Here is a 22,396-nt window from a genome sequence, read left to right as displayed (position 1 = left end):
CCCTGGGTAACCATACAGCCAGCAGTCCAGCTGTTAGGCGAATGCAGAATGGTTATGTTATATTCATCTGTAAATAAATTAATCAAAGCAGCACTTCAAGATAGATCGCATGAAAAGATACGAGCAAGGAGGGTTCCCCAATGAAAAAATACAACATCCCAGTAGAAGCGGCACTTGAGGTCATCGGGGGCAAATGGAAAGTCGTCATCCTCTGCCACCTCATCGACAACGGCACGCTTCGAACCAGCCAGCTAAAACGAATGATGCCGAACATCACGCAGAAAATGCTCACTCAGCAGCTCAGGGAGCTCGAAGCGGATGGCGTCGTAAATCGGATTATTTATAACCAGGTGCCCCCGAAAGTGGAATACGAACTGACTGAATACGGTACCTCACTCGCCCCTGCCCTGCAGATGCTCTGTACTTGGGGAGAGCAGCACATCGAAAAAACGGTCTCTGAAGGCGAAGATGTGGTCGTCATTTCCGGAGAAAATGACTAATCCAAACAAGCTAAAAACACCCCGTGCCATTGGCTCAGGGTGTTTTTCTTTTTCCAATGCGAGTCCCTCGTCACCAGGACTGAATTCAATTCTTTGACTTACAAATACAAATATATTATATTAATTGACATATCAATGATTGACCCCTCAATTAACAGTTTTCAAGGAGGAAGATGCTTTGTCCAACGAGGAAAAGATTTTACGTCATATAAATGATATTTATAAGCAGTTGAGCCCTAAGTTTGAACGCTGCACTGGAATCAGCCAGTCGAGACTTGATCTTCTTCACAAGCTGATGGAGGTAGAGGAAATCAGCCAGCGTGCCCTTCAGAGGGAAGTGAATATAGACCATGCGGCTGTGACCAGGCACTTGAAGCAGCTGGAAGTGAAAGGGATGGTATCCCGCCGGAAGAATCCGGACGACAACCGGATCACGTTTGTTCGATTAACGAATGAAGGACGGGAACGAATCAAGGCATCATGCCAAGAGAAAAAAGAGTTCGTCGCCCAGGTGCTGAAGGACTTCAGTTCCGATGAACAAGTGCAGCTTTCAAATTTACTCATGCGGATCCAGCAGAATGTTAAAGACATTCAATACTAAACACAAAGGAGTTTTTCAACATGAATACAACACGAATCAATGACTTTCAGGAAATCATCACAGGCCGCCGTTCCATCCGTAACTATGATCCAACCGTCAAAATCAGCAAGGAAGAAATGACGGAGATCCTAAAAGAAGCGACGCTTGCCCCTTCTTCTGTCAATCTTCAGCCGTGGCGCTTCCTTGTTATCGACAGCCCGGAAGGCAAGGAAACTCTTGCGCCGCTGGCAAAGTTCAATCAGACACAGGTCAAAACTTCTGCAGCCGTCATTGCTGTATTTGTTGACATGAACAGCCTCGACTTTGCCGATGAAATCTACGATGAAGCCGTAAGAAAAGGCTATATGCCGGCAGATGTGAGAGACAGGCAGCTTCCTTCCATCAAAGGACTTCTTGAAGTGATGCCGAAAGAACAATTCAAAGAAATGAACCTGATTGACGCCGGACTTGTCTCCATGCAGCTGATGCTGGCAGCCCGCGCTCATGGATACGACACGAATCCAATCGGGGGTTATGAAAAAGACCAGATCGCAGGGGCATACGGAATGGATAAAGAACGCTATTATCCTGTTATGCTGATTTCGATCGGAAAAGCAGCCGATGAAGGGTATAAATCCGTCAGGCTTCCAGTCGAAAAAATCACTGAATGGAAATAAATTTCGCAAGGGGATGTTCCCTGACATACACCAATAGTCGTTCAAAGAGACAACAGAAGTGTACCAGGGTTTTCATCCCCATTATCCTAATTGATTAAGAAATGAGGTAAGAACATGATCATCATACACGCACATTTTCAAATCAACCCTGAAAAAGAACAGCCATTCCTTAAGGAAATGCACTCACTCGTTGCGGCTTCCCGGGCTGAAGAAGGAAATATTTCTTATCAGCTCATGAAAGATACAGAGACCGAACAGGCTTATACCATGGTGGAAATTTGGAAAGACGCAGCCGCTGTCGAAGCCCACAACACAAGCGCACACTTCACATCATTTGCAGGCAGAGCTCCCGAATATATGGCTGCCCCGATCAATGTGCAGATATTCGACGGAAATAAGGTAGAACGATAACTCTCAGGTACACGATACACCTTTAAACTGACAAAAAAATGAACGGAGGAAGCTGAGGAAAGCCCCGGCTTCCCCGGTACCGGCCCCAAAAGGTCCAAGAAGGCTATTTCCTTCTTGGACCCTTTTATATATGCCCCCGAACCCCAAAAGTACCCACCCTTTAAGGTCGGACGGATGCTGTTTTCTGCGGCAGCTCAATCGCCCTCCCCCATGAATCGTTCAGTATCCCCACAGTAAAGAAATCAAACCTGCCTAACAGAGCGAAAGTGATAGATTTCAAACAATGGCTTTTATGAGGCAGATGAAGGATAGCTTGGCAGCCTTTCTAGTAAATTTCAACGTTTGGCTCGGTTACAAAAACGTTTCTATCTCCATACAATATAGAAAAAGTGTAAGAATTCTATGCAAAGGAGTGAAGACCGGTGGAGAATCTTTTTAACGGAAGCAAGAAAATCACGAAAAAGGATCTTGCAGCCTTTGATATGATTGGTGATGGGAAAGACGGGGAAATTTATAAAGTAGCCGACGATAAAGTCGTAAAATACTTCTTTAAAGAAGAAACGCATCAAAGGGAATTGGAGGCAATGCAAATTGGGCAGGCATCATCCATTATGCCCCGGCTGTATGAATACGGCGACAATTATATCGTGATGGAGTTCATCAAAGGCATCTCCCTTGCCCGCCATATGAAGCGGCATGGGACAATCGATGAAGACATGACCAAGAAAATTTTATTTGTACTGGATGAATTCAAGAAATTAGGCTTCACAAGATGGGATACGGAGGTTCGCCATATGCTGATGGATGAGAATGGCGATTTCAAGGTCATTGATCATAAACGCGCATTCACCTCTGATTCCCCGGTTCCGACGAAGCTGTTAAAAGGGATGGATAAATTCGGATTAACAAAAGAGTTCCTTGTACATGTGAAGAATGTGAACCCAAAGCTATTTGAGGCCTGGAAAAAACATAAATAGACGACGGCTTCCTGAGAAGACTGTCTTTCCTGTGACATATAAGGGAAAGACCGTTTTCCAAGAGTCTCAAAATGGGACAAGTATAGCTCACATATCCGGAAATTGCTGCTATTCCTGTTTTCATAAGAATTTGGGAAGGAAAGCGGATCTTGCATGATACTTAAAAACAGGACAAGCCGGCAATGAATCTTGACTTCCAGCTCATTTACGTAAGAAGAGACCCGATCGTTTTCTCATTAAGATTCAACCGTCAACAAGAACGCCCGCTCCATAAAAATAGTGCAGTACTTTCGCCACAAAAGTACTGCACCTTCAAGTGATCCTTCTATATCATTACACCTTTTTTACCGTTACATTATCAAGCTGAGTAAATAAAATGTCTCCATCTCCATTAGACCATACCAGATAGTGATCTTCTGCGTTGATGAATGTTCCATCGCAGTCGATTTTATCAGAACCTGATAATACCTCTATTTTGTCACCAAGCTTCAGTACACTATTCAACTTTTCAGAAAGTCCCATTGCGACTCCTCCCTTCTTCCTTTAATCAATCAGTCTATATATTTATATTAGATAATTCGAAATTTGATAGGGCTCTTACCTATCATTTTATTTTTTTCAGAAAAAAAAATGACTGGAATGGTTTCCAGTCATTTTTAAAGTCAGATTGATGATGACTATACCTTACGAACAGTCACACTGCCAAGGTCAGACGTGTTCATGTCCCCGTTTTCGTCAACCCAAACCACGAAGTTATCGCTTGCACCGATGAATGAACCCTCTTCGATTTCGTCGTCACCGGACAACACTTCGATTTTGTCACCCATAGATAAAATTTTGTTTAGGAAATCAGCCATATTTCCACACTTACCAAATAAGTTTCCCATTATGTTTCCTCCTTTCGGTGTTTACTCTATATTTATGCCGGATTCGTTGATGCGTAAAGGCAGATAACTAGATTTCAAAAAAATTTCTGCTTTTTTAAAAGATTTTACTAGACTAATCTCTCTTTTCCTCTGGGGATGAATCTTCAGGAAGCGTGTTATCAGTAGTATCCGGCCCTTCCTCGGAGGCTGTAATCATTTCCTCTTCCCCCGTGTCGGATGTCTCTAGTGATTCGTCTACTAGTGAAACAGCCTGGTCTTTTTCTGGTTCGTCCTCTACTAATGAAATGGCCAGCTCTTCTTCCGGTTCAGATTGGACTTCATCATCAAGAATCAGTTCTTCTGAGGCTTCTTCTTCGGCTTCTTCCGTTTCTTCTTCGATTTCATCTTCAATGATTTCTTGAAGAGTGATTTCTTCTGCTTCTTCAACTTCCGTATCCAGCTCATCTACAGATAATTCAGGATCTGTACCAGAGTGATCTTCCTCTTCCTCTTCCTCTGCATCCACAACCATGATGATTTCTTCTTCATCAGAATCAGATTCCTCATGATTTTCTTCCTCGATCGAGGTCTCCTCCTGATCCACTGGATCTTCTGAGGAATCGTCGATTACTTCGAATGTGATTTCAGACGTTTCTTCGTTCTCACTGTCTTCTTGCATGACTCTAAGAATCACATTTTCTTCTGTCTCTTCCTCTGCATTATCATTGTCCAGATTGTTCAAAGCTTCTTCCATCACGGACTTTGGATCCTTATTCTCTTTACGTTTCTTCTTCCTTCTCCTCTTTGAAGGTACCTTCTTTACAGAAAGCGGACCGTTTAGATCGGTCACATTGAAATTGCCATCGTGGTCGGCCCACAAGAGGGTCTTGTTGAAAGCACCTACAAATGTTCCATTATCGTCAATTTGGTCATCTTCGTATAAAATTTCAAGATGATCTCCTAAGCTGAAAATGGAATTAAGCACTTCTGCAAGAGTTTTGGTTGGAATTTGATTGAAATCCCCACCGGATGAGGATTTCTCCTTCCTGTTCTCCCCAGTCTGCTCAGCAGCTCCCTGCTCAGCAGGTGATTGCTCTGAATGACCTTGATTGTCAAGGCGGCCTCTGTCGCCAGAGGACTCATTGATTTCCTTCGACATATTCGTTTACACTCCTTTGCTTTTTAGTCTGCAATTCATAATCAATATATGTATGAAAAATCAGAATGTATAGCCTATTTTGCAGTAGAATCGCAAATTCCACTCACTCAAATCGGGCTCTTGAATAATTTATAAGAAGATAGAGAGACATGGAGGTGAGAAAACCATGCCCAAAAATTTTCTTTTTATAAATGAACACCTATTACCAAGGATTTTTTCCTTGTATTATTACAAAGACTTACTCGTTCCGTGCCACAATCAATCCATATTCATCCGTTACCTAAAGGAAGATAAAGAACCGTACATCTTTCCTCCGCCGCTCCAGCAGCAGAATGCGTTTATGGACCACGCCCACGTTTCTGAATTGATACACAGCATGGTGAACAGCCTTAACCAAACAGCTGCTCATCATCCAAGATCAGATAGGCCTGCCTTCGATATCACACTGGATAATGATGCAGAGCCAAGCGTGATCCTTTCTAAAATCCCCAAGCATAAACGCCCTAAAAGACGTGGAAAATGCCCGCGGCTTGCACCACGGGATGATGGACCGTTCAAACGAATCAACTATATAGACCGCAGCAAAAGTCTGCACCAATTAAACTATTCTGCCGTTAAACCAATACACAGGCCAAAAAAACCGTCTGCATCTCAAAAAGGAGCTAAAGTCGAGAAGACGAAGGAAACAGTCGACCATACGGAGCCATTCAATCATCTGAGTGAAACGGAGTACATTCCAGATCGTCATCAAGCAGGGGATTCTGTTCAAACCCCTGATCCAAGCTTGTTGAATCATGGGCATGAAGAAATGAAAGACCTTCCTGCCCCGTCTTCAACAGTAGATGTGAATGGTCTATCTGATGACCAGCTTAAGGAAATGGGAGACGAAGAAACCTTTGTCTCACTTGAGGAAGACATTACGGAAAACGATGAAGGAGTAACTTCAGACCATTTTTCACTAGATACGAAAATGGATGCAGATTATGACGACATGTTGAATGATGAACCACACTATAAGGGAACCGATGACTCAGAACAGGATTTTGAGGCAGTGGAATCAGAACTCACGATAGAAATCGATCACGGTTCCGTCGAACCTTCTACCGCAGCTGAACATGTTGAAGAATCCATCGATCACCATTCTTTAGCTACTGAATCGGATAATATCCATGAATATGAGGATGACATCACTTCAGATGACATTTTAGATGGTGAAGTTCAAGAGCTTATTGAGACTTCTGACAAAATCTCACAGGATGACCCAGTGATTTATGAAAAAGGACTACTTGAAGACAATTCAACCGCTGACACCGAGGAAACAGATGAAACCCCTATCAGTGAAGTCACTTTTGAAGAATCAGAAGCGGCCAATGAATACGAAAGCCTTACCGATGAAACAGAAGAATTGGACTATGACCCTATCGAGGAAGGAACGGTCGAAGAATTAAATGGTCCAGTTGAAGATCAATTCAACAGTCTAAACAGTGACACAGCTGCCAATGATACTGAAATAGCAGATGCCCACTCAATCGAGGAGGGAACAATTGAAGAATCAGATGCTCCTTTTGATAAAGAATCTGCAAGCCTAAACAGTGAAACAGCAACCATTGACACGGAGGAATTAACTGACCACTCTTTCAAGGAAGAATCAGATGATTCTTTTGAAATGGAATCCGCAAGTCTAAACAGCGACACGCCATCCATCGAAATGGAAGAAACAGAGCTTAGTGGTGATGATTTTTCGGAAGAAACACTCGTCAGTCAAGAAGCGAACTTCGACATCCACGCTTCCGGCACAATTCAGGATCATGAAGATTCATTCGATGATGACACTACTGAAACCGAAATAAACGTAATTGAAGTTGAGCAAGATCTTCTAACAGACAGTATCACAGCTGAAAAAGATGAAGCATCTGAACCAGTGTTTGAAGAATCCTCAAAAGAAATAACAATTCCTGAGTACGAATCCGATAACGGAACGGAAGCTACTCCATCCGTTCAGAAGGAAGAAATTGTTGAAGACTCAGCGGATCACCATATACCAAAAGAAACAGACAGCAGCCAGGAATCTGACTTGGACCTCATCCATTCTGAAACATCGGATGAAATGGAAGAATCAGAGGATGAACACCCCGTTGAAGAAGAAACGGACGCGACCACTGAATTCGATCAAGACCTCTTATCAGACAACACCACGCTTGATGAAGAGGAAGAATCTGATACGATGCTTGAAGATATCTCAGAGGAAAAAACGATCATTGAAGAGGAATCCGATATCCAAAAGGAAGATACTATACCCGTACAGACGGAAGAAATAGTTGAAGACTCAGCGGATCACCATATACCAGAAGAAACAGACAGTAGCCAGGGACCTTACTTGGACCTCATCGATTCTGAAACATCGGATGAAATGGAAGAATCCGAGTATGACCACTCCGTTGAAGAAGGAACGGACGCGACCACTGAATTCGACCAAGAGCTCTTATCAGACAACATCACTCCGGATGAAGAGGAAGAATTTGAAAACACGCATGAAGATATCATCAAGGAAGATGAATCTGATAACCAAATGGAGGATGCTCCATCCGTCCAGCATGAAGAAGCAGTCGAAGACGAACCTGTTGATCAACACACACAGGAAAAAACAGATTCCACCCAGGAATCAGACTTGGAATTCGTTTATCCTGACACATCAGCTGAATTGGAAGAGACGGAGGATCACCAACCCTTTGAAACCGAAACGGACACGACCATTGATTTCGAGCAAGACTTCTCATCAGACATCATCACACCTGATGAAGAGGGAGAAACTGATTCACCGCTTGTAGATATCTCAGAGAAAAAAACTGTCATTGAAGAAGAATCCGATGTAACTGATGTAGAAATCCCGGATGAACAACCAATCTATGAAGACGAATCCAATAGTCGAATCGGGGATGCTCCATCCGTTCAGCCGGAAGAAACAGTTGATGACTCGACGGATCAACTGCAGCAAGAAGAAACAATCGTTGAAAACGATTACGCTGGCTTAGACAGTGACAGTCCATCCGTTGTTCATGAAGAACAGAATGAAGAAATCACTGAAGAAGGATCGGATGTTTCACCAGCACAAGATACAGACGTCCACTCCATCACACCAGTTGAATCGTCGGAAACTCAAGAAGCGGCACCAGCCAAATCAAACAACGATAAGAACATAAACAGCGGATCGAACCAAAGCTCCGAAGCAGAAGAAAAGGAATCTGCAGGAGAAACCACTCCACCTTCCACCCAGGACCAGGTTGTTGAGGAGTCTTATACCACGATCTTGAATAAATATTTCACACTCGGTGACAAGATCAATGTGTATGCGGGCAGCAAACTGCTTGATAAACAGGGGACGTTTTTAACGGCTGGACGTGATTTCTTCATCTGGATCGACGGGGATGGATATGTAAGGCTGCAAGTCATCAGCGGTGGAATCACCATCGGTCAGAAGAAAAGGAAAAAATAGATTGGAGAAACAGACATTTGCCCTGTGCTAATGTCTGTTTCGACTATATTACAAGCTACATATACTAAGGTAATAGAGATAAGAATGGGGTGAAGGGAAATGAAAGAAACTGTATTGGTCATAGCCGCACATCCGGATGACGAACTACTAGGTACGGCAGGCACACTTAAAAGACTAGTAGACCAAGGTAATAGAGTCATCTCGATCATTACAGCGAACGGACGAAAAGAAGAAGCCCATCATATTCAGAAGCTTGCCCGAAAAGCAAACAAAGAAATAGGCATCAAAGAAGTGATTTTTCTAGAGCATCCGAACCTTGAGCTTGAGATGATGCCGCTTCATCTTTTCACCAAAGAAATCGAGAAACTAATCAATATCTATCAGCCTGCTAAAATTTTTACCCATCATTACGGGGATGTGAACCGCGACCACCAAATTACGTTTCAAGCCGTACTGACAGCTGTCCGTCCTGTACCGAATGCGCAGCCGATCGAATTGATCACGTTTGAAACGGTATCCTCAAGTGAATGGAATACTCAAACAAATGATAAACAATTTAAACCGAACTATTTTGTTGATATCTCATCAACGATTGAAGAAAAAATTGCTTCCTTAAAACACTATGATGTGGAAATGAGAGACTTTCCGCATCCGCGTTCCTATGAGGGAGTCAGACATTTGGCAAGCGTCAGGGGCATGACGGTCGGGGTGCCGTATGCCGAAGCATTCGAAGTCATCAGGAGGGTCTGGATATGAATGAAATGCACTTTCCTTATCCTTACGTCATTACTGCCTTAGACAAACATTATAGAGTCAAGGCAAAACCGGTCACTCTGAAAAAGACGGGTGCGGGTAAAGCTAAGGACAAGGATTCTAAGCGAAAAAAGAAAGACAAAAAGTCAAAATCAAAAAAAGGAAAAAGTAAATCAGGAAAAAAACTATCGATTCTCATCGCTACGTTCTGGGATTACCCCCACACTGGCGGCCTATCAAACTACATCACTACTTTGAAAACAGGATTAAAGGCTTTAGGACACAAAGTAGACGTCATCTCCCCAAATCAGTTTTCAGCTGCTAAAGCGGAAGCACTGCGGGAAGCTGTCGTACCGCAATTGAAGACACTGTTCCAGAACCGGTACGGCTCCTACACCAGCAAAATCATCCAAAGCTGCCGTCTCCTCTATATTTACGAACAGATGCTGGAGTCGGTAAAGCTCGAAAAGTATGACATCCTGCATGCCCAGGATCTGTTCACTGCCAATATATTGGGAAGGTTCAATGAAGGTCTCGGGAAGCCGCTATTATTTACTCCGCACGGGATGTTCACCTTCAGCCGGGTTAACTTCAACCGGATCGCGAAAGGCTCCGAAGAAGAAACCTACTATAAGGAAATTGAGAAAAAAGCCATTGAATATGCAACACACATGGTGATCCTGAGCGATTCATTCCGGGAACCGCTCAGCCAGCTTGGTGCGGTCTCCTCTAAGCTGACAACGGTGAATACAGGAATCGATTTCACTCACGTTCCACGCAAGGGCAAGAATGAAAAAATCATCATATCCTGTGTTGCCAGACTGGGGCCGAGGAAAGGTCATTCCGATTTATTCCTGGCTCTATCAAAATTAAGATCTTTGAACCAGTATGTGGAAGTGCAAATCGTGGGTGATGGAGAAATGCGTGAAGCACTTGAAGCACAGGTGAAGGAACTGCGCCTCACAAACGTGACGTTCCTGGGGAAACGGGATGATGTACCGGCCATTTTAAGCAAGACAGATATCTTTGTCATGCCGACCGTCAATGATAACCTCCCGATTTCAATCATTGAAGCCATGCACAGCGGCACGGCAGTACTGACGACCGATTGCGGCGGGATCACTGAAATCGTCCATCATAACGAAACCGGCCTCATCGTTCAGCCAGGCAATGTCGTCCAACTGGCGACACAGCTGAAACAATTAATTGTAAACGGTACCTTAAGAAGCCAGCTTGGAGAGAATGCTTCCCGATATGCCAAGAGCCATCTTACACGTGAAGCGATGGTGCAAAAGATCGAACACATCTATCAACATTTGTTAACCCCGGGAGGACAATGATATGCCAGCACACCCAGCCGTTGTACTCGATTTAAGTGCCAATGGAGTGGGCATCATCCATGCCCTTGCCAGGAAAGGGATCGAGGTATATGCATATGACACAGCAGGGCCATACTCAAAAGGGAAATCAAGACTCGCTGCTTGCGCGGTATGTCCCAGTCCATTGACGCAGCCAAAAGCGCTGCTCACTTTTTTAAAGGGAGTGGCGGTGAAGTTTGACCAAAAGCCCGTGCTTTATGCAGGGGCTGATGATTACGTCGTGTTCATTTCGACATACCGGGAAGAATTATCAGAGTATTACCTGTTTCTTTATCCTGAACATTCTATGATTGAAGATTTGTTGGATAAAAAGAAAACCTATGACCTTGCCATGAAATATTCGATCCCAACTGCTAAGACCTTTTTCGTTGAAACGGATGCCCAGCTTGATGAAGCCATCTCCCAGCTGGAATTCCCTTGCATACTAAAGCCGGTTTTCGGCCATGAATTCAGAAAACACATCAATAAGAAAGCCATCAAAATCCGGGACGCCAATCAATTAAAGAAAGTCTTTCCCGTTTACAGCAAATATGGGGAATTGATCATCCAGGAGCTTATCCCGGGCGATAACCAAAGCTTTTATAAAGTTGCCACCTTTTTCGACGACGATATGAATCTGCTGGCCCTCTTCACGCTTCAGAAGAATCACCAGTTCCCAGCGGAATTCGGAACGGGCGCACACATCGTAAGCAAGCGGATCCCGGAGCTTGTAGAACTTGGTGTGCCTCTTTTGAAAGAGCTCGGACTAAAGGGCGTCAACATGATTGAATATAAAAAGGATCCCCGCGACGGTCAGTATAAGCTCATCGAAATCAATCCCCGCTTCTGGCTCACTCATAGTTTGACAGGTCATTCCGGAGTCGATTTTGCCTATACGTACTATCTCTACCTCACCGGAGAAAACCCCGACCCTCAGCTGGAGCAGATCGATGGCGTCCAATGGATCTACCTCGTGCGCTATTTCCTTACTTTTTTGGAAAAGCGCAGGAATGGGGAAATGACATGGAGGGACTTTCTCAGTGGATTCAAAGGAAAGAAAGTATTCGCCCTCCTCGCTTTAGACGACCCGATGCCCTTTATCAGGAGCACCACATCGCATTTATTGAATGCATGGAAAAGAAAACGAAAGGAGTGATTGTGTTTGCACACACCAAAGGAACTATATTCCCTTTTTCAAAAAACTGATATCGAAGGGAAGCTCTCTGCTTCTCTCGGAAAAAAGGTAACGATCGATGAAGCATCCATTCAAAACCTGAAATCAACGAAACGGAGCAGCATCTATCAGATGCAGCTTGAAAACCTATCAACCTCCTTCCCCATCATCTTTAAAATCTACCATTCAACCAAATATAAAAACGAAGTCGAAATCAATGTATACGGCAAAGCCTACCCTTTTTTGAAGGAATTCCTTCCAGAAATCTATCTGATGGCGAAACACGGAAGTGATACATGGGTATTCATGGAGTTCGTCCGTCAAATCCGGGGGCAGCTGACCTTTACACCAAAGCACTTTGATTACATCATCCCCACCCTTGCAAAACTCCATGCCCACACCTTTGAAGACCGGTTCAGGAACGAAAAGGACACCTTCAAATCCTGGTTCCCGCTATACAGCTCGGTCAAAATGAAAGAGGACAGGGAAAAATTCACCACTAACACCATGAGCTTTCTGGATCAGGCCAAGAAGGATAAACAATTGAAAGACCTCATCAAGCCGCATTACAAAGCATTGAAGACCATTTACAGCAAAGGTCCCGACTTTTTCCCTGAATTGATGCAAAGCGGCTCTTCCATCACCCATGGAGACCTTCATATGCAGAACATCTGCTCAAAAGACGTGAGCAGAAATGAGGCGTGGGAAATCCAATTCATCGATTGGGAGTCCGCCAAATACTCCCCGGTCTGGTTTGACATGATAGTCCTGGTGGAAATCCTGCTGGCCTTTCGCAAGGATTGGCAGGGTAATGCCGAAGAAATCCGCACACATGCCGTCGAAGTGTATACAAATGAAATGAAGAAACATGGAATTACATTCAAAACGAATCCGATGGACCTGTACAAAATGGCCTATCTTCAACGCACATTGGAAAAAGGCCTGCACACTCAGTTCAGACGATACTTTGAAAACCGCGGCGGTGAACTTCTTCCGTATCATTTAGAAAAAATAGCCACTTGGGGAACCGAACTCGGAATTTACAAGTAGCCGCCTGAAAGGATGAAACGATTTGAGCAGAATGCCCCCTCTCAACATACATCCGTCTCTTCTGGCCGCCATGGATGATTTTTATGGAGTCGACCGGGTAATGGAGGACCCGGTCCCACTTCAGGCATTCGGTCAGAAATCAAAAGTTGGTGGAAAGAAAAAAATGAAGATCTTATTTGTCACTTTCTTTCAATACCCTCACACAGGCGGTTTGTCTCATTACATCACCTCCATCCAAAAAGGATTTGAACAGCTCGGACATGAAGTCGATGTCTTCGCACCAAACCAGATGTCTTCCCTTCAACTTGAAAAATGGGTTCCGCAGGCAGCCTATGAAGCGAGAAGCTTTATGCGCAGCCGCTACGGCATCGTGAATGAGAAAATCGTCAAAAACCTTAGCTTCCTTCATGTATTCGAACTGTTCTTAAAAGAAAAAGATCTCGACACGTACGATATCATCCATGCCCAAGACCTGTTTGCCATCTTCATACTAGGACACCTCAACCAAACACTCCAAAAACCGCTGCTCTTTACACCGCACGGCTTCTTTACAAAAAGCAGGCTTAAATTCAATAAGATGCAAAAAGGGTCTATAGAAGAGGCTTATTTTACTCAACTTGAAAAAGACGGCATACGGGCAAGTACCGAAATCGTAATGATCGCCGATTCTTTCCGGCCGAATTTGAAGGATTTTGGCGCAAAGGATGAACAAATGACCACCGTTCATACGGGAATCGACTTTACACCGATTCCTCCGAGAACCCATGAAAATATCATCCTCACCAGCGTCTCCCGGCTTTCCCCTAGGAAAGGACACGGGATTCTGTTAGAGGCATTGGCCATGATCCGTGAACATCTTACCAATGTAGAAGTGTGGATTGTCGGTGATGGGGTCATGAAGGAAACACTCATGAAGCAAGCTGAAGAATTGAATCTGTACAATGTGATCTTCTTCGGAAAGCGGCATGACATACCTGAGATCCTGTCGATGTCCGACATCTATGTGCTCGCGACCGTCAATGACAACTTTCCCCTTTCCGTCATGGAGGCAATGTTTTCACGGCAGGCGGTCATCTCGACCACATGCGGCGGCTTACCTGAAATGGTCCGGCACGGGGAAACCGGCATCCTTTGTGAACCCGGGAATGTAAAAGAGCTCGCACAAGCGATTAAACGATTCATCATCAATAAAGAAGAACGGGATGCTTTTGGAAGAGCGGCAGAAACATTTGCCCGGCAGCACTTAACAAGCAAGGTAATGACGAGCAAAATCGAAAAGATTTATCAAACGTACGCAGATTGAAAGGAGACTCATCATGAGGGAGAACAATCAGATTCATGATCGATTATGAAAATTCTAGTCACGGGCGGCGGTGGTTTCATCGGCTCCCAGCTTGTTGAAACCCTTCTCGCCGCAGGGCACACGCCGATCATTCTCGATAACTTCTCGAATGGGCGTGAAGAAAACCTGCCTGACGGCGTTACATGCTACCGCCGAAATCTATTATCCGACAAAGTCGAAAAGATTTTCAAAAAAGAAAAGCCTGATATCGTCATGCATCTTGCCGCACAGGTCAGTGTCGCGAAATCCCTGGAAAACCCTGCAGAAGATGCTGCGGTCAATGTGCTCGGCACCGTCAAACTGTTGGGATACTCTGTTAAATACGGGGTCAAGAAATTCATCTTCTCTTCTTCCAGTGCGGTCTACGGAACGACAGATGAAGTCCTGACCGAAGAAGCGGCTACAAGTCCGATATCCTTTTACGGCACGTCCAAATTAGTATCCGAATCCTACATCAAACTGTTCGGAACAAGCTACGGCCTCCCTTACACCATCCTGCGCTACGCCAATGTGTATGGACCGAGACAGAGATCCGACGGTGAAGGCGGCGTCATCAGCATCTTTATCGAACAGCTCTTAAACGACGAAACACCCGTCATATACGGAGACGGCACCCAGACCCGCGACTTTGTCTATGTTGAAGACGTCGCCCGTGCCAATCTTCTTGCCATCGACAACGCAGAAAATGAAATCATCAATATCGGCACAAACACCCAAACATCCATCAATCTGCTTTATACACTGCTGTCCAGCCAGCTTGATAAAACCGGCACACCTGTCTACCAGGGTGCCCGTGAAGGGGACATCAAGCACAGCCATCTGCCGAACATGAAAGCGCTTGACATTTTGAAATGGGAACCGAAGTATGATTTGATTGCAGGGTTGGAGAAGACAGTGGAATATTTTAAGGATGGCCCAAAAGGTTGAGTGGAGGCCGGTCCAAGTGACGGCTAGATAGCGGTACGCGAGGGGCTGTCACACTGGTACGTTTCTTATTGATGGCCGTTTAGCAGTTGGAGCACCCGACTTATATAAGCGGGTGTTTTTTGTTTGTTTGTGGATTTTCACTTGCGAGGGGGTAGAAATTTTTGATTTTGAAAAAATAACATCGATTTTGAAAAAAAGAATACCTGTTTTGAAAAATTATTTGTGTTTTGAAAAAAAGCGACCCGGTTTTGAAAAATTATTTCTGTTTTTGAAAAATCACGCTGCGTTTCCCTTTCAAATCACTTGCTTAATTAAGATCCTCGCAAATTTATAAGCACATGCGGGAAGTACTCCCCCATTCCCTCTCACTTAGTTCTATTTACTCACATACCTTCCCCATACACCGCCGCTTTTTAATGCCCGTCCCTCACCGCGTTAAAGTCATATAATAATATTTTCCTAACATAATATATTTGTGTTGATTTATAGGTTGGGTTGCTTTAAAATGATTTTACAGTGCAAACGGTTGCATCTCATTTCATTCATTACTCATTACAAAATGAGATGCTGGTCGATTTCTCATTTTTTAAAACTTAAAATGAAAACGCACACAATCATTTTTGAAAACGAATACACAATAGATATTGGTATTAAAGGAGGAAACAGGATTATGAAGAATTTATTGTCATTTGATTTCTGGCAGAAATTCGGTAAGGCATTATTGGTCGTTGTCGCTGTTATGCCAGCTGCAGGGATCATGATTTCAATCGGTAAATTGATCGGAATGACAGGCGGAGACATCGTCTTAGTGCAAACGATTGCAAGAGTAATGGAAGATATCGGTTGGGGAATCATCACGAATTTACATATTCTCTTCGCCGTCGCCATCGGGGGATCATGGGCCAAGGAACGTGCAGGCGGTGCATTTGCAGCACTTATCGCATTCATCCTGATCAACCGTATCACAGGCGCCATTTTCGGAGTGAACGGAGATATGCTTGCCGACCCGGAAGCAACCGTCTCTTCCCTTTTTGGACAAACGCTGATTGTATCTGATTACTTCACATCCGTTCTAGGTGCACCTGCTTTGAACATGGGAGTATTCGTCGGTATCATCTCCGGTTTCCTTGGAGCTAATCTTTTCAACAAATATTACAACTATGATAAATTACCAGACGCTCTTTCGTTCTTTAACGGTAAGCGTTTCGTACCATTCGTCGTGATCGTCGGCTCGATTGTATCCGCTATCGCGTTGTCAATCGTGTGGCCATTCATCCAGGGAGCACTGAACGATTTCGGTCAATGGATCGCAACATCCCGCAACACCGCACCAATCATCGCGCCATTCATTTTCGGTGCCATGGAACGTCTATTACTTCCTTTTGGACTGCACCATATGCTGACGGTTCCGATCAACTACACGGAGCTTGGCGGAACGTACAAGATCCTGACTGGATCAGGCGCCGGTTCAACGGTTGCCGGACAAGATCCGCTTTGGCTGGCATGGATTGCCGACTTGAACAACTTCCTGAAGGCAGGGGACACTGAAAGCTACAAACAATTATTGAACGACGTAACACCTGCACGATTCAAAGTGGGTCAGATGATTCTATCTTCAGCGGCCCTTATCGGTATCGCATTCGCGATGTACAGAAACGTTGATAAAGACAAGAAGAAAAAGTATAAATCCATGTTCTTCTCAGCTGGTCTTGCTGTCTTCTTGACAGGAGTGACCGAGCCGATCGAATTCATGTTCATGTTCGCTGCACCACTTCTATATGTCGTGTACGCAATCATGACGGGTATGGCGTTCGCGATCGTTGATATCATCAACATCCGTGTTCACTCATTCGGTTCCATCGAGTTGTTGACGCGTGTCCCTATGATCGTCAAAGCCGGACTTTGGATGGACCTTGTAAACTTTGTGATTGCATGTCTCGTATTCTTCTTCCTGAACTTCGCGGTTGCCAACTTCCTGATCAAGAAGTTCAACTTCCCGACACCGGGGCGCAACGGTAACTACATCGAAGACGATGCAGCTGCAGCCGGAAATGCTTCTGTTAAAAAAGATTCACTTGCACCAAAAGTGGTTGCCCTTCTTGGAGGAAAAGAAAACATCGTGGACGTGGACGCCTGTATGACACGCCTTCGTGTTACAGTTAAAGACACCAGCCTTGTCGGCACGGAAGCCGAATGGAAAAAGAACGGCGCACTTGGCCTGATCCTGAAAGATAAAGGCGTCCAAGCCATCTACGGTCCGAAAGCAGACGTCATCAAATCTGATATCCAAGACTTGCTTGGAGCATAATCCATGAAACTGCTGACACTGAATTGCCACTCGTGGCAAGAAGAGAACCAGCTAGAGAAAATCTCGATCCTGGCGCGCGACATCGTGGAGAAATCCTATGACGTCATCGCGCTCCAGGAAGTCAGCCAGCTCATCGAGAGCGAAACCGTCACCGGTCTTGTTAAAAAAGACAATTTCGCCCTGGTTTTGCTTGAGGAGCTAGAGCGGCTGGGTATCACCGAATATAAGCTCGTGTGGGATTTCGCCCATATCGGCTATGATGTATACGAAGAAGGCATCGCGCTGCTGACCAAGCATGACATCGTGGAAGAACACCGCTTCTTCATTTCGAAAAGCCATGACCAGTCCTACTGGAAAACCCGTAAAATCGTCGGGGCCACGATCTCTTTTAAAGGTCGTCCCCTCACCTTCTACTCCTGTCACCTCGGCTGGTGGCAGGACGAAGAAGAACCGTTCAAGTACCAGGTCGATTCCCTGATGGAGCAGATCACGGCCGAGTCGCCGTCATTTTTGATGGGTGACTTCAACAACAACGCGTATGTCCGCGATGAAGGCTATGATTATCTCTTATCCAAGGGACTTATCGATACGTATGATCTGGCTGTTCAGAAGGATGACGGCGTGACCGTCGAAGGCAAGATTGCCGGCTGGGATGAGAACAAAGTCGATCTGCGGATTGATTTGGTTTTGGCCAGTGAGAAATTTGAGGTTGCTTCTTCGCAGGTGATATTTAATGGTGAAAATAAACCTGTGGTTTCGGATCATTATGGGGTTGAAGTGGTCATTGAGGATTTGTCGATTTAGTTTGCAGGAAAGTTCTTTTGCTAGTCCCGTCTATTTAGTAGGCGGGACTTTTTTTGAGTTAAGTACCTGATTTGATAAACCCTTTTTTCTAAATTTTATGAGTTTGGGTGTTTATTAGTATGAAATGGAATGGAGAGTTGTAAACAGCATTAAGGAATTTTACACAGTATTGAGGACTTGACTCTGTTTAAAGAAAAATTCCGAGCTAGATTTAATAATTGCGCCAGTTTCAGGATTATTGCGCCTCTTTTTTAGTTATTGAGCTACTTTTTTAGTTATTGCGCTACTTTATCAATATTTGAGCCACTTTCTAAATAATTGCGCAACATTTCCAATAATTGAGCCTTTTGTCGAAATTTCTTGAGCAGAACACACACAGGAGCAGATTCATACCTCAACCTCAGCCTGTTCCCCAAAATAGCCCCATTCCCTTCCCCACAAACATTTTGAAACCTCCCCCACTCCTCATCCGTATATAAATCATACACAGAACTAGACCTTTGAAAGGGGAACACAAAATTGGGTAACATATTATTATTTTCAGTGATTGTCGGTTTGATCATGGCACTGCTCCTGGTCCCGGTCACTTTTACAAAAAAGAAAGAGGGTAATGCGAGCCCATCCGTTATCGGCATGATCGCAGCGACGATGATCATTGCTGTCATCGGTGCGTTTGCCTTCTATTACATGACGAATCTTGACCGCAACTTCACTTCCATGTGGATTCTCTTCATCGTCGCGGCCGGCGCCGGTGCTGCATTCGCCACGGGCAAGGAACGAGTGGTCAAAAGCGGGATTTTCCTGTTCGCCCTTGGAGTCGGAGCTTACTTCCTGACAGCATTCGTCTTCAACGCAGATGAAAAATATGAATCTGCCAAAATGGACGTCAAAACGGAGATCGAAGCATTTGACGAGGAGAAAACACCTGCGAGCGTGCCTCCGCAGTTTGCACGCAACAAAATGAAAAAAGCATTCGGCCAGGTGCCGAACACCAGTTATTATGAGCTTGGTGAATTACAGATCCAAAAGGTGAACGGGAAGTATGTGTATATCGCTCCAGTTGAATTTTCCGGATTCTTCAAATGGATCAAAGGGGATCAAACGCCTGGTTACTTCACGTTGAGCGCAACTGATTCAACAGCAAATCCGAAATTCATGAAGGAAGAAATGGTCTACACCCCATCCTCTTTCTTCAATAAAAACATCGAACGCCATATCCGGATGAACTATCCGAAGCATATCTTTAACGGGGACGTTCAACTCGAAGTCGATGACGAAGGCAAACCGTTCTATATCCGCACGTACGGTGACTTCATCTCGGCCCGTAACGGATTTGAAGTGGAAGGAATTGTCGTTGTTGATCCGCAGAACGGTGAGACCAAATCCTATAAGCTGAGTGAAGTGCCTGCTTTCATCGACGGGGCAGTATCGCCAGAAACGGTGAGCCTGCAGAACAGTTACTTCGGAAACTATGTGCAGGGCTTCTGGAACAGCGTTTTCGGTAAATCGGACGTGAAACTGCCTTCCGACGAAGGAACCGAAGCGAATGTAAGCCCTATTTTCAACGAAAATGGTGAGATGTACTACTTCACGGATTTCACATCTCCTAAAGAAGGTGTCGATTCGATGCTCGGGTACTCCCTGACCAACTCACGTACGGGTGAAGCAACATTCTACACAGGAAACCTCGAGGAATCCTACATGGATTCACAAGGGGCCCTGCAAATCATCCAGAAGAAATTCATCGAGAAAAAATGGGACGGTGAAATGCCGGTTCTCTACAATTTCTTCGGTGAAGCAAGCTGGCTGACACCGGTACTGGATGCCAACGGCTTCCTGCAAAATTACTTTATCGTATCAGCAGCGAATCCTGAAATCTCGGCCTATGCCGACACGCCGAACCAGGCACTCAAAAAATACAAAACCGCCCTCCAAAAAGGCGGCGGCACAGTGGACGGCAGCTCGAAAGCTGAAGAAAAACAAACAGCCGGCACAGTCGTCCGGGTATACAAAGAAAAAATCGGCGATTACACAGCCGTTTCATTCCTGCTGGACAACGGAAACAACTATCTCGTATCTTCCGAAATCAGTCCGCTGGCGATTTACTTGAAAGAAAATGATAAAGTCAGCGTCACATACATGGATACCGGTGAGAGCTTCCTGCCGGTTAAGGGATTGAAGATTCAAGGATTAGAGTAAAAAGAGAGGACGAAACCTGATGTGGGTTTCGTCCTTTTTTCTGCGTAGATTTTTAACGCCCGTCCATCGATGCTTCAACGCGTTTCAGCATCGATGGACGGGCCATTTAAGTAAACGATTCCACTATCAATATGGTAAAATATTGAACATCCAATAACGAAAGAAGTGATTGTTGTGAATGAAAAAAGAGAAAAAATTATCCTTCACCATCAAGAAATGCTCAGGTGGGTCGAGTCGCTGCACTCGATTTCCAAGAAAGAATGGCTCCTTCCGATTGAAGAAAACAAGTGGAGTATCGCTGAGATCATCAGTCATTTTGCGCCTTGGGATGATTTTGTCGTCAGCAGCCGCCTCCCCTATCTTGGAAGCAGCAAGCCCCTTCCATCAGCGCCTGATCCACAGATTTTAAACGATCAGTCTGCCTCCCTAGCCCGCTCCAGCGGACAATCGGCCGTCATCCAATCATTCATCGATTCAAGAAATCAGTTGATCGCCAGCCTGCAAGAAATACCTGATGAAGGATGGAGGCAAACGTTCAAGCTTGGGAAAAAAGAAATGAGCCTGTCCGATTATGCAGAAGGTTTGGCCGAACACGACCTTCACCATAAACAGCAGATTGAACAGGCCCTTGCAAAACAAAACGCTCAGATTTGATCTGAGCGTTAATAATAATCCTCCGCATTCATATAAAACACGTGATTATCCGTCCACTTCCCATTTTCGTGGATAAAGCCTTTCCTTGTGCACTCATACTTCATCCCGACCCCTTCGGCAAGCTTGATCGAAGGGACATTATCCAGATTGATATGAGCCTCCACCCGGTGATAATTGATTTTTTCAAAGGCGATCTTCAGCGCACCCCGCACTGCTTCTTTCCCGTAGCCCTTTCCCCAATGAGTATTATTCAGCGTATAGCCTACCCGGCCCCAATGAAAGCTCAGCCTCATCAGGGTAGAGAAATCGATGTTGCCGATGTATGCGCCTGTCTGCTTCAGGAAGACACCGAAAATATAAACCTCGTCGTTTTCCATCATCTCATTCTGTTTTTCGATCATGTCATGGAACCAGAATTCCGTGCATTCACTCATATCCTGCAGACCCAGATCATACTTGTGCTGTGAAGGCAGCTTCTTCATATTTTCACTGAGCCAGTTATGATAATCACCCTTCATGAACGGCCGGACAATCAACCGCGCTGTTTCTATACTTAAACTCCTTTTATCCACGGAGGCACCTCACTTCCAGGGCATACGGAACAGGTTATGTGTACCCTTGTAACTATTTTCCTCTTATTATACCAGTTTATCAGAAGAATCTACTCCGTTCTTTCAATCTCGATTTCTTTTGTAAAAGGAAAGCCAAAATACGTGTACTTTACCATCACGGTGTCAATCTCTTTACAATGCTCAACTGCCAATCCATAATGACGGATCGTACTTCTGATATCCAGTTCGTCAAGCTGTATGACTTCTTCACGACTCAGCCTTGGCTCAATATCATACTCATGTATATGATGAAAACTGATTCCCTCGATTTCATCCTTCACTGCAAATAGACCGATCAGCGCATTGGAGCGGCTCACACCCAATTCCACTTCATGGGGCTTCTCGCTGCCATTGACCAATACCTCAGTCAATTTAACTTTATGAAATCCTTTATTTTGCAGTTCCACCGTAACGAGTCCGGGTTGTGCCGCACTCCACCCATACCCTTCACTCGCGAGCGGCGGGTTCAACTTTAAATAGAGCACCAGACATGCCAGGAGAAACGCGGCAGTTCCAATGATCCATTTCACCATCTTATTCACTGAGTTTCACC

Annotated in this window: 21 protein-coding genes; 16 read left to right on the top strand and 5 right to left on the bottom strand. The window is 44.7% G+C overall.

Translation table 11 applies throughout. The features are described 5' to 3' along the window. The first annotated feature begins 140 nt into the window (after nt 1-140). The 5 genes from ACXAFV_RS10830 to ACXAFV_RS10810 all read left to right on the top strand — a co-directional run bounded on the left by ACXAFV_RS10830 (nt 141) and on the right by ACXAFV_RS10810 (nt 3,145). Nucleotides 141-500: a winged helix-turn-helix transcriptional regulator gene (locus ACXAFV_RS10830; protein WP_446245344.1), complete on the top strand. Its 360-nt coding sequence runs from the start codon at nt 141-143 to the stop codon at nt 498-500. Between the two features lie 178 nt (nt 501-678). Next, nucleotides 679-1,101: a MarR family winged helix-turn-helix transcriptional regulator gene (locus ACXAFV_RS10825; RefSeq protein ID WP_475126428.1), complete on the top strand. Its 423-nt coding sequence runs from the start codon at nt 679-681 to the stop codon at nt 1,099-1,101. A 20-nt stretch (nt 1,102-1,121) separates the two neighbouring features. Beyond that, nucleotides 1,122-1,757: a nitroreductase family protein gene (locus ACXAFV_RS10820; protein ID WP_475126426.1), complete on the top strand. Its 636-nt coding sequence runs from the start codon at nt 1,122-1,124 to the stop codon at nt 1,755-1,757. Nucleotides 1,758-1,871: 114 nt separating this feature from the next. Beyond that, a complete protein-coding gene (locus tag ACXAFV_RS10815) occupies nt 1,872-2,168 on the top strand; it encodes a putative quinol monooxygenase (protein WP_475126425.1) in 297 nt (98 codons plus the stop codon). 422 nt (nt 2,169-2,590) lie between these two features. Further along, complete coding sequence (locus ACXAFV_RS10810) at nt 2,591-3,145, top strand: kinase (protein ID WP_475126423.1); 555 nt, start codon at nt 2,591-2,593, stop codon at nt 3,143-3,145. A gap of 333 nt (nt 3,146-3,478) precedes the next feature. Here ACXAFV_RS10810 and ACXAFV_RS10805 read toward each other — a convergent pair whose 3' ends face one another. The 3 genes from ACXAFV_RS10805 to ACXAFV_RS10795 form a co-directional block, all read right to left on the bottom strand. After that, entirely contained in the window at nt 3,479-3,667 is a 189-nt protein-coding gene (locus ACXAFV_RS10805; RefSeq protein WP_175987007.1) for a hypothetical protein, read from the bottom strand. 155 nt (nt 3,668-3,822) lie between these two features. After that, complete coding sequence (locus ACXAFV_RS10800) at nt 3,823-4,032, bottom strand: hypothetical protein (protein WP_475126421.1); 210 nt, start codon at nt 4,030-4,032, stop codon at nt 3,823-3,825. 112 nt (nt 4,033-4,144) lie between these two features. After that, on the bottom strand, nt 4,145-5,170 hold the full coding sequence (locus ACXAFV_RS10795) for a hypothetical protein (protein ID WP_475126419.1): 1,026 nt from the start codon (nt 5,168-5,170) through the stop codon (nt 4,145-4,147). A 220-nt stretch (nt 5,171-5,390) separates the two neighbouring features. On the opposite strand from ACXAFV_RS10795, the gene ACXAFV_RS10790 reads away from it, so the two are divergent. From ACXAFV_RS10790 to ACXAFV_RS10740, 11 genes are all read left to right on the top strand, one after another. Then, nucleotides 5,391-8,663 carry a hypothetical protein gene (locus ACXAFV_RS10790; protein ID WP_475126418.1) on the top strand — a complete coding sequence of 1,091 codons (3,273 nt, stop codon included), beginning with the start codon at nt 5,391-5,393 and terminating at the stop codon, nt 8,661-8,663. A 99-nt stretch (nt 8,664-8,762) separates the two neighbouring features. Then, nucleotides 8,763-9,419: a PIG-L deacetylase family protein gene (locus ACXAFV_RS10785; protein ID WP_475126416.1), complete on the top strand. Its 657-nt coding sequence runs from the start codon at nt 8,763-8,765 to the stop codon at nt 9,417-9,419. Beyond that, nucleotides 9,416-10,756 (top strand): glycosyltransferase family 4 protein, encoded by a 1,341-nt coding sequence (locus ACXAFV_RS10780; protein ID WP_475126415.1) that lies wholly within the window; start codon nt 9,416-9,418, stop codon nt 10,754-10,756. The genes ACXAFV_RS10785 and ACXAFV_RS10780 overlap by 4 nt, the downstream gene beginning before the upstream one ends. A gap of 1 nt (nt 10,757) precedes the next feature. Further along, nucleotides 10,758-11,930 (top strand): carboxylate--amine ligase, encoded by a 1,173-nt coding sequence (locus ACXAFV_RS10775; RefSeq protein WP_475126414.1) that lies wholly within the window; start codon nt 10,758-10,760, stop codon nt 11,928-11,930. Nucleotides 11,931-11,936: 6 nt separating this feature from the next. Continuing rightward, on the top strand, nt 11,937-12,998 hold the full coding sequence (locus ACXAFV_RS10770) for a phosphotransferase (protein WP_475126412.1): 1,062 nt from the start codon (nt 11,937-11,939) through the stop codon (nt 12,996-12,998). Nucleotides 12,999-13,029: 31 nt separating this feature from the next. After that, entirely contained in the window at nt 13,030-14,301 is a 1,272-nt protein-coding gene (locus tag ACXAFV_RS10765; RefSeq protein ID WP_475126920.1) for a glycosyltransferase family 4 protein, read from the top strand. 45 nt (nt 14,302-14,346) lie between these two features. Beyond that, nucleotides 14,347-15,267, top strand: a complete 921-nt coding sequence (locus ACXAFV_RS10760; protein ID WP_475126410.1) for an NAD-dependent epimerase/dehydratase family protein — start codon at nt 14,347-14,349, stop codon at nt 15,265-15,267. Between the two features lie 670 nt (nt 15,268-15,937). Continuing rightward, the gene (locus ACXAFV_RS10755) at nt 15,938-17,575 is read left to right on the top strand and encodes a PTS transporter subunit IIBC (RefSeq protein WP_475126408.1); all 1,638 of its coding nucleotides are present in this window, start codon (nt 15,938-15,940) and stop codon (nt 17,573-17,575) included. A 3-nt stretch (nt 17,576-17,578) separates the two neighbouring features. After that, nucleotides 17,579-18,379, top strand: a complete 801-nt coding sequence (locus ACXAFV_RS10750) for an endonuclease/exonuclease/phosphatase family protein (protein ID WP_475126407.1) — start codon at nt 17,579-17,581, stop codon at nt 18,377-18,379. 519 nt (nt 18,380-18,898) lie between these two features. Then, nucleotides 18,899-20,578 carry a hypothetical protein gene (locus ACXAFV_RS10745; protein WP_475126405.1) on the top strand — a complete coding sequence of 560 codons (1,680 nt, stop codon included), beginning with the start codon at nt 18,899-18,901 and terminating at the stop codon, nt 20,576-20,578. Between the two features lie 174 nt (nt 20,579-20,752). Further along, complete coding sequence (locus tag ACXAFV_RS10740; protein WP_475126404.1) at nt 20,753-21,232, top strand: DinB family protein; 480 nt, start codon at nt 20,753-20,755, stop codon at nt 21,230-21,232. Nucleotides 21,233-21,240: 8 nt separating this feature from the next. On the opposite strand, the gene ACXAFV_RS10735 is transcribed toward ACXAFV_RS10740, so the two are convergent. After that, nucleotides 21,241-21,804, bottom strand: a complete 564-nt coding sequence (locus tag ACXAFV_RS10735) for a GNAT family N-acetyltransferase (RefSeq protein WP_475126403.1) — start codon at nt 21,802-21,804, stop codon at nt 21,241-21,243. Nucleotides 21,805-21,893: 89 nt separating this feature from the next. After that, nucleotides 21,894-22,385, bottom strand: coding sequence for a hypothetical protein (locus ACXAFV_RS10730; protein ID WP_475126401.1), 492 nt, complete (start codon nt 22,383-22,385; stop codon nt 21,894-21,896). Nucleotides 22,386-22,396: the final 11 nt, after the last annotated feature.

This window comes from Rossellomorea sp. ABR4_012, from assembly GCF_056159545.1.
The sequence above is the reverse complement of the archived record's forward strand: the minus strand, read 5'-3'. Positions and strand labels throughout refer to the sequence as shown.